The organism is Rathayibacter rathayi (assembly GCF_004011095.1).
GTDB lineage: Bacteria > Actinomycetota > Actinomycetes > Actinomycetales > Microbacteriaceae > Rathayibacter > Rathayibacter rathayi.
This window is the reverse complement of sequence record NZ_CP028129.1, coordinates 999,229-1,012,802: the sequence shown is the minus strand read 5'-3', so window position 1 is coordinate 1,012,802 and position 13,574 is coordinate 999,229. Positions and strand designations below refer to the sequence as shown.

Genomic DNA, 13,574 nt, shown 5'->3' with positions numbered 1-13,574 from the left:
CTCTTCCCTCTCCTCGAAAGGGCCCGGACGTTCATTCGTCCGGGCCCTTTCGTCGCCCCTGAAGACCTGCGGCGTTGTGGGACGCGGGCTATCCCGACACTCGGTGCCGGGCCTTTCCTCTCCACGTCAATCAGCGTGCCCCGGACGCTGCGGATCGTCCACCGACCCGTCACGCGGTACACGAAAAGGCCGGGTGCCCGGGCCCGAAGCCTCGTGCACCCGGCCCCAGGCCGAGATGTGCGCTTAGCGCGCGAAGTACCCGCGGTAGTACTCGTACACCCAGCCCGCGATGGCGACCAGGAACAGGCCGACCGCGATATAGGTGATCCAGAAGCCGACAGCCAGGCCGAGGAACCCCAGAGCCGCGGAGCCGCCGAGGATCAGCGGCCACCAGCTCCACGGGCTGAAGAAGCCCAGCTCAGGGTCTCCGTCGTCGATGTCGGCGTCGAGGCGATCCTCGGGCAGCTCAGCTCCCTGCGCCTTGTGCACACGGCCGACGTAGAACGCGATGAACGCGCCCAGGACGGCCGAGAGGCCGATCGCCATTGCGCCGACCCATTCCACCCGGCCGGTGTCCAGCAGGGACCAGACGATGTAGGTGACGTCGGCGAGGAGGAAGAAGCCCGCGAGGAGCCAGAACAGATTGACGTTGGCGCGCATGGCCCTACTTCACCGTGCCTTCGGACTTGTCGTACGTGGGGGCGTCCGGAGCATCCTTCGCCGGGCCGATGCCGACGGGGATGCCGGCCTCGGGGTGGTTGAGGTCGAATGCCGGGGCCTCGCTGCGGATGCGCGGAATCGAAGTGAAGTTGTGACGCGGTGGGGGGCACGAAGTCGCCCATTCGAGCGAGCGCGAGAAGCCCCACGGGTCGTTCACCGTCACCTTGGGCGCCCTGCGGGCCGTGATGTAGACGTTCAGGAAGAACGGGATCAGCGAGACCGCAAGGATCATCGCTCCGACCGTCGACACCTGGTTCATCCAGGTAAAGCCGTCCTCGGGTAGATAGCTGGCGTAGCGGCGGGGCATGCCCACGACGCCGAGCCAGTGCTGAATGAGGAAGGTGGTGTGGAAACCGATGAACAGGAGCCAGAAGTGCCATTTGCCCAGCGTCTCGTTGAGCATCTTGCCGGTCCACTTGGGCCACCAGAAGTAGAAGCCCGAGAACATCGCGAAGACCACAGTGCCGAAGACGACGTAGTGGAAGTGCGCCACGACGAAGTAGGAATCGGACACATGAAAGTCCAGCGGAGGCGAGGCGAGGATGACACCGGTGAGGCCGCCGAAGGTGAAGGTGATCAGGAAGCCGATCGCCCAGATCATCGGCGTCTCGAAGGTCACTGAACCGCGCCACATCGTACCGACCCAATTGAAGATCTTCACACCGGTCGGGACAGCGATCAGCATCGTCATCAGCGAGAAGAATGGCAGCAGCACGGAGCCGGTGACGTACATGTGGTGGGCCCACACCGTCACGGACAGGGCGGCGATAGAGATCGTCGCATAGATCAGCGTCTTGTAGCCAAAGATCGGCTTGCGGCTGAATACCGGGAAGACCTCGGAGACGATCCCGAAGAACGGCAGCGCAATGATGTACACCTCGGGGTGCCCGAAGAACCAGAACAGGTGCTGCCAGAGAAGGACGCCGCCATTGGCCGCGTCGTAGATGTGGGCGTCGAAGACGCGGTCGGCGCCGAGGGCGAACATCGCGGCCGCGAGCACCGGGAAAGCCAGCAGAACCAGGATCGACGTCACCAGAATGTTCCAGGTGAAGATCGGCATCCGGAACATGGTCATGCCCGGAGCGCGCATCGTAATGATCGTGGTGATGAAGTTCACCGCTCCAAGGATGGTGCCAAAGCCGGAGAGGGCTAGGCCGAACACCCAGAGATTGCCGCCCAACCCCGGCGAGAACGTCGTGCTCGACAATGGCGCGTAGGCGAACCATCCGAATGACGCCGCACCCTGCGGGGTGACGAAGCCGGCGACCGCGATAAGCGAGCCGAAGCTATAGAGCCAGTACGCGAACGCATTCAGGCGGGGGAACGCGACGTCCGGGGCGCCGATCTGCAACGGCATCAGGAAGTTGGCGAATCCGGCGAAGAGCGGCGTCGCGAACATCAGCAGCATGATCGTGCCATGCATCGTGAAGAGCTGGTTGTACTGCTCGCGCGTCTCGACCACGTTCAGGCCGGGCTCGAACAGCTGGGCGCGAATGACCAAAGCCATCACGCCCCCAAGGCAGAAGTAAATGAACGACGTGATCAGGTACATGTACCCGATGACCTTATGGTCGGTCGACGTCATCCAGCGGACGAGGATGTTCGCCTTGCGCTGGACCGGCGGAATGCCGGTGGTGCGCGTCGGGCGGGGTGCCGTGGCGGTGCTCATGCTCCCTTACTCCTCGTTCTCGCGGGCCGGCGCACCGGTTCCCGGAAGGTTCAAATTGCGGTTGTACTCCGCGCCGAGCTGACCGGTATGGCCCGCGTCGCGCAGTGATTGGATGTAGTCGTCGTACTCGCCCTGCGAGACGACCTTGACAGTGAAGAGCATCGCGGAGTGGTATTGGCCGCAGAGTTCGGCGCACTTGCCGGCGTAGGTCCCCTCCTTGAGCGGCGTGACGTACATGTAGTTCGTCTTGCCGGGGATCATGTCCTTCTTGTACAGGAAATCGACGACCCAGAAGGAGTGGATCACATCACGCGCGTCGAGCTGGATCTTGATCTTCTGACCGACGGGCAGGTACAGGGTGGGCACCTCGGACTCGACGAGCGAACCGGCGTCGTCGCCACCCTCCTGGTACTGGCCCTGGATACCCGCGGAGTAGACGTCCTCGTCGACGTAATTGAAGTCCCAGGCCCACTGCTTGCCGTAGACCTGAATGGTCTCGTCCGGGTCGTCGTAGGGCTGCTCGATGGCGGCCTGGTCGCGCGCGGTGAAAGCGAAGAAGCCGATTACGAGGATCAGCGGCACGATCGTGTAGAAAATCTCGATCGGCATGTTGTAGCGCAGCTGGACCGGCAGGCCGGTTTGGCCCTTACGACGGCGGTAGACGACCACCGCCCAGATGGTGAGACCCCACGTAATGACACCGACGGCGAGCAGGACGATCCAGGAGGTGACCCAGAGTCCGATTACCCGGTCGACGTGGTTCGTCGTGCCGGGTTCGGTGGGGAGCCAGCCCTGAAGCTGCTCCTGCGTGCAGCCCGCGAGAACGAGGGCGAGGGCTCCTGCGACGGGTGCAGCGACCCATCTGCGGATTCGGCGATTAAAGCGCACCGGTGACCTTTCGGAAGACTGGGGACCAGTTCACACGAAACTGTATTAGACCGGCTCAAGCCTACCCTTCCGCTTCGGCACCCCGGTGCACTCCGCCCCGCTCTTGACGTCGTGCCCGAGTGGTGCAGTCACGACGAGCGGCCCGGCGCAGGGCCGCTCGGAGTCAGTGGAAGCTATCGCCGCAGGCGCAGCTGCCGCCCGCGTTGGGGTTGTCGATGGTGAAACCCTGCTTCTGGATGGTGTCCTCGAAGTCGATCGAGGCGCCGTCGAGGTAGGGCACGCTCATCTTGTCGACGACGAGGCCGACACCCTCGAACTCCACCGCGGCATCACCGTCGAGAGTGCGCTCGTCGAAGTAGAGCTGGTAGATCAGGCCGGAGCAGCCGCCGGGCTGCACCGCGACCCGCAGGCGGAGGTCGTCGCGGCCCTCCTGCTCGAGCAGGCTCCTGACCTTCGCGGCGGCGGTCGGAGTCATCGAGACGCCGTGGGCCGTGCTGGGCTGGGTGGCGACGGGGGTCGCCGTCTGGTCGGTCAGTGAGTCTGACATGTCTCTCCTCAGGGGACGGGCGGAACGGTCGTCGTGCCTTCCGGAATTCTACGGCTGCAACCCGGCTGCGCACCGGGGTATTCCCTCGCCGGCGGTCAGTCGCGATGGGCGGCCGCACGCAGGAGGAACAGCGCCTCGGTCTGCGCGGCCCGCGTGAAGACGCCCAGGTGCAGCGACTCGTTCGGGCTGTGCGCGCGCGAGTCGGGGTCCTCGACTCCGGTGACCAGGATCTGCGCCTCGGGGAACTCGCGCACCAGATCGGGGATGAAGGGGATGCTTCCGCCAATTCCTGTCTCCAGCGGCCCGCGGCCCCAGGCGTCCGCCATCGCGCGCTTGATCAGGTCGACCGCCCATCCGGTCGCGTCAACGAGGAAGGGATTTCCGGTGCTGACGTCGTCGATCGCGAGGTGCGCGCCGAACGGGGCGTTGGCGTGCAGGTGGCGCTCGATCGCGGCGTACGCCTGCGCCGCGTCCTGGCCCGGGGCAATCCGCGCGCTGATCTTCACCCGCACCGACGGCACGAGAGTGTTGGAGGCGTCGACGACGGCGGGGGCGTCGATCCCGGTGACGGTGACCGCCGGCTTCGACCACAGGCGCGAGAGGATCGCGCCGGATCCGATCGGCGAGACGCCGTCGAGCAGCCCGGAGTCGCGGCGCAGGTCCTCCTCTGTCGTCTCGGGGACAGCACCGTCGTGTTCGGTGAGGCCGGCGATCGCGACCGAGCCGTCCTCGTTCCAGAGCGTCGAGAGCAGGCGGACCGCCGCGAGCATCGCGTCCGGGACAGCTCCGCCGAGCATGCCCGAGTGCGAGGCGTGGGCGAGGGTGCTGATCGTGAGGGTGAACGTGACATTGCCGCGCAGGCCCACCGTCAGCGCGGGGGTGTCGACGTCCCAATTGTCGCTGTCGGCAACGATGATCGCGTCGGCCCGGAGGGCGCTGTGGTGCTTGCGAAGGAAGGTGGGGAAGGAGCGAGAGCCAAACTCCTCCTCTCCCTCGATGAAGAGGACGAGCCCGAGCTCGAGGTCCTCGCCCGCGACCTCGCGCAGCGCACGGACCGCGGCGAGGTGCGAGACGACACCGGCCTTGTCGTCGGCGGCACCGCGCCCGTAGAGGCGGTCGCCGCGCACGGTCGGCTCGAACGGAGGGGTCTCCCACGCCGACTCTGCACCCTGGGGCTGCACGTCGTGGTGAGCGTAGAGCAGGACCGTCGGCGCCCCGTTGCGGGCGGCGCGGGTCGCGAGCACCGCGGGCTGGCCGAGCACGTCGGTGCCGTCGATCGTGGCGCTGTGGATCGCGACGTCGTCGAAGACGCCGGTCTCTCGCGCGAGCTCGGCGACGGCCTCGGCGCTGGCGGCCACCCGGGTGGCGTCGAAGCCGTCCCACGAGACGGACGGGATCCGCACCAGCTGCCCGAGTTGAGCGAGCGAGCGCGGAAGGTCATCGCGGACGGCGGCGAGGACGGCCTCCTCGTCGGAGGAGAGTACGGACGGAGTCGGAGCGTCGTGAGCCATGCAGGTAATCTTAAGAGACCCCCGAATCCAAGGACGTTCCCCGTGGCCAAGCACCCGATCGCAACCGACACGCCCGACGACGCCGGCTCCCCCGGCGCCGGCAAGGGGCGGCCGACGCCGACCCGGCGCGAGCAGGAGCTGGCCCGCAAGCGTCCGCTCGTCGTCACCGACCGCAAGCAGGCCGCCCGCGACGCCCGCGAGAAGGCCGCGGTCTCTCGCGAGCAGGCTCGCCTCGGACTCGCCGCCGGCGACCAGCGTTACCTGCCGCTGCGTGACAAGGGCCCCCAGCGCAGGTTCGTCCGCGACTGGGTGGACGCACGCTTCAGCCTGGGTGAGTTCCTCATCCCGGTGATGGTCGTGGTCCTCCTGCTGAGCTTCTTCCCGCAGCCTGAGCTGCAGGATGTGACGCTCGTCATCCTCTGGGTGTTCTTCCTCGTCGCGGTGATCGACTGCATCCTCCTCGGCATCCGGATGCGACGGAAGTTGGCGGAGCGCTACGGCGCCGACAAGGTCGAGAAGGGCATTCGCTGGTACGCCGCGATGCGCGCCCTGCAGTTGCGGGTGATGCGCCTGCCCAAGCCCCAGGTCAAGCGCGGCGCCTTCCCCGAGTAACCGGGCGGGAAGACCGAGGGACGATCATCGGGCGGCTCAGGAGGCGCGGGCCAGTCCCCGATTGATGGTCCGGGCCCACAGGGGTCCGCGGTAGATGAAGGCGGTATAGCCCTGCACGAGGGTGGCGCCGGCGTCGAGGCGCTGCTGCACGTCAGCGGCCGTCTCGACTCCACCGACCGAGATCACGCAGAACGCCGCGGGGACGGTGGCTCGGATCACGCGCAGCACCTCAAGCGACCGGGTGGCCAGCGGAGCGCCGGAGAGGCCCCCGGCTCCGGCCGCCTCGATGGCGGACCGGTCGGTGGCGAGGCCCTCGCGCGAGAGCGTGGTATTCGTCGCGATGATGCCGTCCAGGCCCAGCCGGACGGCGAGTTCGGCGACGCGGCCGACCTCGTCATCGGAGAGGTCGGGGGCGATCTTGACGAGCAGGGGCGTTGCGTCGGCGGCGTCCTTGACGGCGGCGAGGAGGGGCTCGAGTCGGTCGATCTCCTGCAGACCGCGCAGCCCCGGGGTGTTCGGCGAACTCACGTTCACGACGAGGTAGTCGGCAAGCGGCGCGAGGAGCCGCGTGCTGATCAGGTAGTCCTCGATCGCATCGTCCACCTCGACCACGCGGCTCTTGCCGATATTCACACCGATCACGGGTCGGTGGCGCACGCTGCGAAGGCGGACGAGGCGCTTCGCCGCGGCCTGCGCTCCGTGATTGTTGAAGCCCATCCGGTTGATGACGGCGCGATCGGCGATCACACGAAACAGGCGCGGCCGGTCGTTGCCCGGCTGGGCGCGAGCGGTCAGCGTCCCCACCTCGACGTGACCGAATCCCAGTGCGCCGAAGCCCAGGACCGCGGTGGCGTCCTTATCGAAACCGGCGGCGACCCCGAAGGGCGTCTCGAAGCGGAGTCCGAGCGCCTCGACCGACGGGGTGCCGCGCGGAACGGTCAGGCGCCGCAGCGCCGGGGCGACGGCTCCGAGAGCCCTGATCACCGGGAAGCTGAGGTGGTGCGCCTGCTCGGGGTCGAGGCGACGCAGGAGGGTGCGGAACAGCAGCGAGTACACCGGGCCTCAGATCTCGTCGGCGCGGTTCAGCATGGAGCTGCGTTCGACGCGGAGCTGCATGATTGCTGACTCGAAGTCGTCGAGCGAGTCGAACGCCTGGTAGACGCTCGCGAAGCGGAGGTAAGCGACTTCGTCGAGCTCGCGCAGCGGCGGCAGGGTGGCGAGGCCGATGTCGTTCGCGTCGATCTGGGAGGCACCGGTCGAGCGGATGCTCTCCTCCACCCGCTGCGCGAGCACCGCCAGATCGGAGTCGGTGACGGGACGTCCCTGGCACGCCTTCCGGACACCGCTGACGATCTTCTCGCGACTGAACGGCTCCACGACTCCGCTGCGCTTGATGACGACGAGGCTCGCGGTCTCGGTGGTTGAGAAGCGGCGGCCGCAGGACGGGCACTGGCGGCGGCGGCGGATCGAGAGACCGTCGTCACTCGTGCGGGAGTCGATCACGCGGGAGTCGGGGTGCCGGCAGAAGGGGCAAAACATCGAGGGCCTCTCGGTCTCAGGCGAAGCGGGCGTCGACGGCGTCGCCGTGGGCGGGCAGAGCCTCGGCGTCGCTGAGAGCGCGGATGTGCGGGGCAACCCGCTCGAGCGCCGCGCGGTCATACGAGATCAGCTGCTGCGGGCGGAGGAACGTATAGGCGCCGAGCCCCGAGGAGAAGCGCGCCTGTCCGAGCGTCGGCAGCACATGGTTGGAGCCGGCGAGGTAGTCGCCCAGGCTCACCGGGGTGGTGGGGCCGAGGAAGATCGCGCCGGCGTCGTGGATCCGCTCGGCCGTCGCGGCGGGGTCGACCGTGTGCAGCTCGAGGTGTTCGGGGCCATAGGCGTCGCTGAACGCGCAGGCGAGGTCGAGGTCGTCAACGATCACGAGAGCGGACTGCGGGCCGTCGAGCGCGATCGCGACCCGCTCGGCGTGATGCGTGCTCGCGGCCTGCTCGGCGACCTCGCGCTGCACGGCCGCGGCGAGATCGGCGCTGTCCGTGACCAGGACGGCCGACGCAGCCTCGTCGTGCTCGGCCTGGCTGACCAGGTCGGCGGCAACCAGGCGCGGGTCGGCGGAGTCGTCGGCGATGACGAGGATCTCGGTCGGACCGGCCTCGGAGTCGATGCCGACCTGGCCGAGCACCTGGCGCTTCGCAGTAGTGACCCAGATGTTGCCCGGGCCCGTGATGATGCTGACGGGATCGAGGCCGATCGAGTCGACGCCGTAGGCGAGCGCGGCAACCGCGCCGGCGCCTCCGAGCGCGTAGACCTCGTCGATGCCGAGCAGGGAGGCAGCCGCGAGGATCGTGGGGTGCACGGAGCCGCCGAACGTCTTCTGCGGCGGCGAGACCAGGGCGATGGAGGCAACTCCGGCGGCCTGCGCGGGCACCGCGTTCATCACGACGCTGGAGGGATAGACCGCTTTGCCACCGGGGACATAGAGGCCGGCGCGGGCGACGGGCTGCCAGCGCTGGGTGACGGTGGCGCCGTCGTCGATTTCGGTCGTGCGAGGCGGCGGGATCTGCGCGGCGCTGGCGCGGCGGACGCGGGCGATCGCCTCCTCGAGGGCGCGGCGGATGGCGGGGTCGAGGCGGTCCAGAGCCTCCGCGATCTGCTCGGCGGGAACGCGGAGATGCGGAGGGCGCACGCCGTCCAACCGCTCCGACTGATCCAGCAGCGCCTCGGCACCGCGTGCGCGGACATCGGCGATCAGCTCGGCGACGACGGGCCCGACGGCAGCGGAGGTGCCTGGATTGCGGGGCACGAGGTCGAGGAGCTCGGCGGCGGAGGGACGACGGCCGCGGAGGTCGAGAGTCTGAATCATGGCCGCCCCAGTCTACGCGCCGCCCTCCTCGGGCCTTCGCCCTCGGTCGCCCCTCCACCCCTTCGCCGCACCCCCGAGGCGAACCGCCGATCCGCGTCCCAGCGGATCGCCGTAGCCGAACGCACGACGCTCTACGTAACCCGGCCACCCACCCCAGCCAACCGCGCCGAGCCGGGCAGGGACCGGCTCGGAAATCATGACAACTCGGAAATCAATACAAACAGTTTGGCCCCAGCAGGCTCTTCAGCTCCCCGAACAGGTCCGGTGTGATCCGCACCGGGAACGGGACCTCGAAGACGCGCGCCGTGTCGCCCTTGATGAGCTTCAGGCGTACCTCGGTCTGCCCCGAGTGGCGGATGAGCACGTCGCTGAGCTGCGAGATCGTATCGGTGGTCGCGCGCGGCTCCGGCATCGAGACGGTGAGCGGTCCGGAGTCGCCGTCCTGACTCATTTCGGGGGCGAAGAGGCTGAACGCGTGCAGGTTCATCCCGTCGTCGCGCATGCTGACCCGGCCGCGGACGACCACGATGGAATCGTTCGTCAGGGCGGGGGCGAACTCCTGGTAGGCCTTGCCCATGAACATGCACGTAATCTCGCCGCCGAAGTCCTCGACCTGGATCATCCCGTACTGGTTGCCGGAGGCCTTGGCCATCCGGTGCTGGACGCTCGTGACGAGGCCGGCGACGACCACCGTCTCTCCGTCGGCGATCGTCTCCGAGATCAGCAGGTCGGCGATGGTCGTGCTGTAGTGCTTGGCGAGTTCGGTCTCGAGGCCGGCGAGGGGATGGTCGGACACGTAGAGCCCGAGCATGTCGCGCTCGAAGGCGAGCTTGTCCCGTTTGGCCCACTCCGGACGCTCGGGGACCTGGATCGCGGCCTGCGGCTCGTCCCAGAGGCTGTCGAAGTCGAAGCCGACCTGGCCATTGGCCTCGTTGCGCTTCTCCCCGACGGCAGCCTCGACGGCGTCCTCGTGCACCTCGACGAGGGCGCGGCGGGTCGAGCCGAGCGAGTCGAAGGCGCCGGCTTTGACCAGCGACTCAATCGTGCGCTTGTTCGTCACCTGTAACGGCACCTTGCGGAGGAAGTCGTGGAAGGTCTCGAAGCGACCCTTCTCCTCACGCGCGGCGCGGATCCCCTCGACCACGTTCGTCCCCACGTTGCGGACGGCGCCGAGACCGAAACGGATGTCGGTGCCGACCGCGGTGAAGAAGCCGATCGACTCGTTGACGTCGGGCGGGAGCACCTTGATGCCCATCCGCCGACACTCGTTGAGGTAGGCCGCCATCTTGTCCTTCGAGTCGCCGACGCTGGTGAGCAGCGCGGCCATGTACTCCGCGGGGTAGTGCGCCTTGAGGTAAGCGGTCCAGTAGGACACCACTCCGTACGCCGCCGAATGCGCCTTGTTGAAGGCGTAGTCGGAGAAGGGCAGCAAGATGTCCCAGAGGGTCTTGACCGCCTCCATCGAGTAGCCGTTGGCGATCATGCCGCCGGAGAATCCCTCGAACTGTTTGTCGAGTTCGGACTTCTTCTTCTTGCCCATCGCGCGCCGCAGCAGGTCGGCTTGCGCCAGCGTGAAGCCGGCAAGCTTTTGCGCGATCGACATGACCTGCTCCTGGTACACGATCAGGCCGTACGTTCCGCCGAGCACCTCCGCGAGCGGCTCCTCGAGTTCGGGATGGATCGGGGTGATCTGCTGCACGCCGTTCTTGCGCAGCGCGTAGTTGGTGTGGGAGTCGGCACCCATCGGGCCCGGCCGGTAGAGCGCGAGGACCGCGGAAATGTCCTCGAAGTTGTCCGGCTTCATCAGGCGGAGCAGGCCGCGCATCGGTCCGCCGTCGAGCTGGAACACGCCGAGGGTGTCTCCGCGAGCCAGCAACTCGTAGGCCGCCGGGTCGTCGAGTTCGAGGTCCTCGAGTACGAGGTCCTGGCCGCGGTTCGCCCGAATGTTGTCGAGGGCGTCGTCGATGATCGTGAGGTTCCGCAGCCCCAGGAAGTCCATCTTGATCAGGCCGAGGGACTCGCACGCGGGGTAGTCGAACTGCGTGACGATCTGGCCGTCCTGCTCCCGCTTCATGATCGGAATGATGTCGAGCAGCGGGTCGCTGGACATGATAACGCCGGCCGCGTGCACGCCCCACTGGCGTTTGAGGTTCTCGAGTCCGAGCGCGGTGTCGAAGACGAGCTTGGCCTGCGGATCCTCAGCGATCACGTTCCGAACGTCGAGCGCTTCCTTGTAGCGAGCGTGAGCCGGGTCGTTGATGCCGCTGAGCGGGATGTCCTTCCCCATGATCGCGGGCGGCATCGCCTTGGTCAGCTTCTCGCCCATCCCGAACGGGAAGCCGAGGACACGGGAGGCGTCCTTGAGCGCCTGCTTCGCCTTGATGGTGCCGTAGGTGACGATCTGGGCGACGCGCTCGTCACCGTACTTCTCGGTCACGTAGCGGATGACCTCACCGCGGCGACGGTCGTCGAAGTCGACGTCGAAGTCGGGCATCGAGACCCGGTCCGGGTTGAGGAACCGCTCGAAGATCAGGCCGTGGCGCAGCGGATCGAGGTCGGTGATTTTCATCGCGTAGGCGGCCATCGAGCCTGCGCCTGAACCGCGGCCCGGGCCGACGCGGATCCCGTTGCGCTTGGACCAGTTGATGAAATCGGCGACGACGAGGAAGTAGCCGGGGAAGCCCATCTGCAGGATGACCTGCGTCTCGTAGTCGGCGCGAGCACGCACCTCCTCCGAGATGCCGTCCGGGTAGCGCTCGTGCAGTCCGGCCTCGATCTCCTTGACGAACCAGGTGTCCTCGGTCTCACCCTCGGGGACGGGGAAACGGGGCATGTAGTTGGCGGACGTGTCGAACTGCACGTCGCAGCGCTCGGCGATGAGGAGCGTGTTATCGCAGGCCTCGGGGTGGTCGCGAAAGACCTGGCGCATCTCGCGCGGCGACTTGAGGTAGAACTCATCGGCGTCTAACTTGAAGCGCTTGGGATCATCGAGCGTCGTACCGGACTGCACGCAGAGCAGCGCGGCGTGCGAGGTCGCGTCGTGCGCGTGGGTGTAGTGCAGGTCGTTGGTGGCCACGAGCGGGAGGTCCAGGTCCTTGGCGAGCCGGATGACGTCGCCGATGACCCGCCGCTCGATGTCGAGACCGTGGTCCATGATCTCGGCGAAGAAGTTCTCTTTGCCGAAGATGTCGCGGTAGTCGGCGGCCGCTTGGCACGCCTCCCGGTACTGGCCCAGGCGCAGGCGGGTCTGCACCTCACCGCTCGGGCAGCCGGTCGTGCCGATCAGGCCCTCGGAATACTGGGAGAGGATCTCGCGATCCATCCGTGGCTTGAAGTAGTAGCCCTCGATCGACGCGCGCGAGGAGAGGCGAAAGAGGTTGTGCATGCCCGTCGTGGTCGAGCTGAGCAGCGTCATGTGCGTGTAGGAGCCGGAGCCGGACACGTCGTCGCCGCCACCGTCGCCCCAGCGGATCCGCGTCTTGTCGGAGCGGTGTGTACCCGGAGTGAGGTAGGCCTCGGTGCCGATGATCGGCTTGATCCCCGCCGCCGTCGCGGTGCGCCAGAAGTCGAAGGCCCCGAACACGTTCCCGTGGTCGGTCACCGCGATCGCCGGCATGCCCTCCTCGACCGCCGCGTCGATCAGCGGCGTGACCCGCGCGGCACCGTCGAGCATCGAGTACTCGCTGTGCACATGCAGGTGGACGAAGGAATCGTTACTCGGCAAGGATGCGCCTCCGGCGGACTGCGGGCAGGAGAGGGACGGTCGGCGACCAGGGAGGGCCCGTGGGCACGACGGGAAGAAGTCTAACCGCGCCGGGTGCGGCTCTCGCCGGGAGGGCGCAGATCACTCCCCCCGAAGCATCTCGAGGGCGTCCGCGAGGTCGTCAGGGTAGGCGGCCTCGAACTGCACCCACTCCCCCGTGCCCGGATGCGTGAATCCGAGCCGGACCGCGTCGAGCCACTGGCGGGTGAGGCCGAGGCGCTTCGAGAGGGTCGGATCGGCGCCGTACATCGCGTCGCCGACGCACGGGTGGCGCTGGGCAGCCATGTGCACGCGGATCTGGTGGGTGCGGCCGGTTTCGAGGTGGATCTCGAGCAGGGAGGCGAAGGGGAAGGCCTCGATCGTCTCGTAGTGCGTCACCGAAGGCTTTCCGTCGGCGCGGACCGCGAACTTCCAGTCCGAGGACGGATGGCGGCCGAGCGGAGCGTCGATCGTGCCCGCGAGCGGATCCGGATGGCCCTGCACGACGGCGTGGTACACCTTCTCGACCGTGCGGTCGTGGAACGCGCGCTTGAGGTGGGTGTACGCCCGCTCCGACTTCGCGACGACCATGAGGCCGCTCGTTCCGGCGTCGAGGCGATGGACGATGCCGGCCCGCTCGGCCGCTCCGGAGGTCGAGATCCGGAAACCAGCGGCGGCGAGGGCGCCCAGCACCGTCGGGCCCTCCCAGCCCACCGCGGGGTGGGCGGCGACTCCGACCGGCTTGTCGATCACCACGATGTCGTCGTCGTCGTGCACGATGACCAGGTCCGGAACCGCAATCGGCACGATCCGCGGCTCCTCGCGCGGGGTCCACTCGACACTCAGCCAGGCGCCGGAGCGCACCCGATCGCTCTTGTCCAGGACGCGGCCGTCGGCGCTCACTCCGCCGGCCTCGGCGACCTCGGCCGCGAACGTGCGCGAGAAGCCAAGCAACCTGGCGACCGCCGCATCCACGCGCAGGCCGTCGAGCCCGTCCGGGACCGGCAGCTCTCGGAACTGCACCA

At 67.8% G+C, this 13,574-nt stretch carries 11 protein-coding genes; 1 reads left to right on the top strand and 10 read right to left on the bottom strand.

Translation table 11 applies throughout. The features are described 5' to 3' along the window. Positions 1-243: 243 nt before the first annotated feature. The 5 genes from C1O28_RS05000 to C1O28_RS04980 form a co-directional block, all read right to left on the bottom strand. The gene (locus C1O28_RS05000) at positions 244-660 is read right to left on the bottom strand and encodes a cytochrome c oxidase subunit 4 (protein ID WP_097167020.1); all 417 of its coding nucleotides are present in this window, start codon (positions 658-660) and stop codon (positions 244-246) included. Positions 661-664: 4 nt separating this feature from the next. Next, positions 665-2,389, bottom strand: a complete 1,725-nt coding sequence (gene ctaD / locus C1O28_RS04995; RefSeq protein WP_097167019.1) for an aa3-type cytochrome oxidase subunit I — start codon at positions 2,387-2,389, stop codon at positions 665-667. A gap of 6 nt (positions 2,390-2,395) precedes the next feature. Next, positions 2,396-3,277, bottom strand: a complete 882-nt coding sequence (ctaC, locus tag C1O28_RS04990; protein ID WP_097167018.1) for an aa3-type cytochrome oxidase subunit II — start codon at positions 3,275-3,277, stop codon at positions 2,396-2,398. 163 nt (positions 3,278-3,440) lie between these two features. Then, complete coding sequence (gene erpA / locus C1O28_RS04985; protein ID WP_097167017.1) at positions 3,441-3,824, bottom strand: iron-sulfur cluster insertion protein ErpA; 384 nt, start codon at positions 3,822-3,824, stop codon at positions 3,441-3,443. Positions 3,825-3,919: 95 nt separating this feature from the next. Continuing rightward, positions 3,920-5,335, bottom strand: coding sequence for a dipeptidase (locus C1O28_RS04980; protein ID WP_097167016.1), 1,416 nt, complete (start codon positions 5,333-5,335; stop codon positions 3,920-3,922). Positions 5,336-5,377: 42 nt separating this feature from the next. Here C1O28_RS04980 and C1O28_RS04975 point away from each other — a divergent pair, with 42 nt between their 5' ends. Next, positions 5,378-5,947 (top strand): DUF3043 domain-containing protein, encoded by a 570-nt coding sequence (locus tag C1O28_RS04975; protein ID WP_097167015.1) that lies wholly within the window; start codon positions 5,378-5,380, stop codon positions 5,945-5,947. 36 nt (positions 5,948-5,983) lie between these two features. Here the strand turns inward: C1O28_RS04975 and C1O28_RS04970 are convergent, their stop codons facing one another. From C1O28_RS04970 to C1O28_RS04950, 5 genes are all read right to left on the bottom strand, one after another. Next, positions 5,984-7,003 (bottom strand): quinone-dependent dihydroorotate dehydrogenase, encoded by a 1,020-nt coding sequence (locus tag C1O28_RS04970; RefSeq protein WP_097167014.1) that lies wholly within the window; start codon positions 7,001-7,003, stop codon positions 5,984-5,986. 6 nt (positions 7,004-7,009) lie between these two features. Further along, entirely contained in the window at positions 7,010-7,486 is a 477-nt protein-coding gene (nrdR, locus tag C1O28_RS04965; RefSeq protein WP_097167013.1) for a transcriptional regulator NrdR, read from the bottom strand. Between the two features lie 16 nt (positions 7,487-7,502). Further along, positions 7,503-8,807 carry a histidinol dehydrogenase gene (gene hisD / locus C1O28_RS04960; RefSeq protein ID WP_097167012.1) on the bottom strand — a complete coding sequence of 435 codons (1,305 nt, stop codon included), beginning with the start codon at positions 8,805-8,807 and terminating at the stop codon, positions 7,503-7,505. A 211-nt stretch (positions 8,808-9,018) separates the two neighbouring features. Beyond that, a complete protein-coding gene (gene dnaE / locus C1O28_RS04955) occupies positions 9,019-12,480 on the bottom strand; it encodes a DNA polymerase III subunit alpha (protein WP_237398149.1) in 3,462 nt (1,153 codons plus the stop codon). 171 nt (positions 12,481-12,651) lie between these two features. Beyond that, positions 12,652-13,572, bottom strand: coding sequence for an RluA family pseudouridine synthase (locus tag C1O28_RS04950; protein ID WP_097167078.1), 921 nt, complete (start codon positions 13,570-13,572; stop codon positions 12,652-12,654). Positions 13,573-13,574 lie beyond the last annotated feature (2 nt).

Excerpts from the sequence above, each read along its gene's own strand:
- C1O28_RS05000 (WP_097167020.1), bottom strand. The coding sequence starts at position 660 with ATGCGCGCCAACGTCAATCTGTTCTGGCTCCTCGCGGGCTTCTTCCTC.
- ctaD (WP_097167019.1), bottom strand. The coding sequence starts at position 2,389 with ATGAGCACCGCCACGGCACCCCGCCCGACGCGCACCACCGGCATTCCG.
- erpA (WP_097167017.1), bottom strand. The coding sequence starts at position 3,824 with ATGTCAGACTCACTGACCGACCAGACGGCGACCCCCGTCGCCACCCAG.
- C1O28_RS04980 (WP_097167016.1), bottom strand. The coding sequence starts at position 5,335 with ATGGCTCACGACGCTCCGACTCCGTCCGTACTCTCCTCCGACGAGGAG.
- nrdR (WP_097167013.1), bottom strand. The coding sequence starts at position 7,486 with ATGTTTTGCCCCTTCTGCCGGCACCCCGACTCCCGCGTGATCGACTCC.
- hisD (WP_097167012.1), bottom strand. The coding sequence starts at position 8,807 with ATGATTCAGACTCTCGACCTCCGCGGCCGTCGTCCCTCCGCCGCCGAG.
- dnaE (WP_237398149.1), bottom strand. The coding sequence starts at position 12,480 with ATGCTCGACGGTGCCGCGCGGGTCACGCCGCTGATCGACGCGGCGGTC.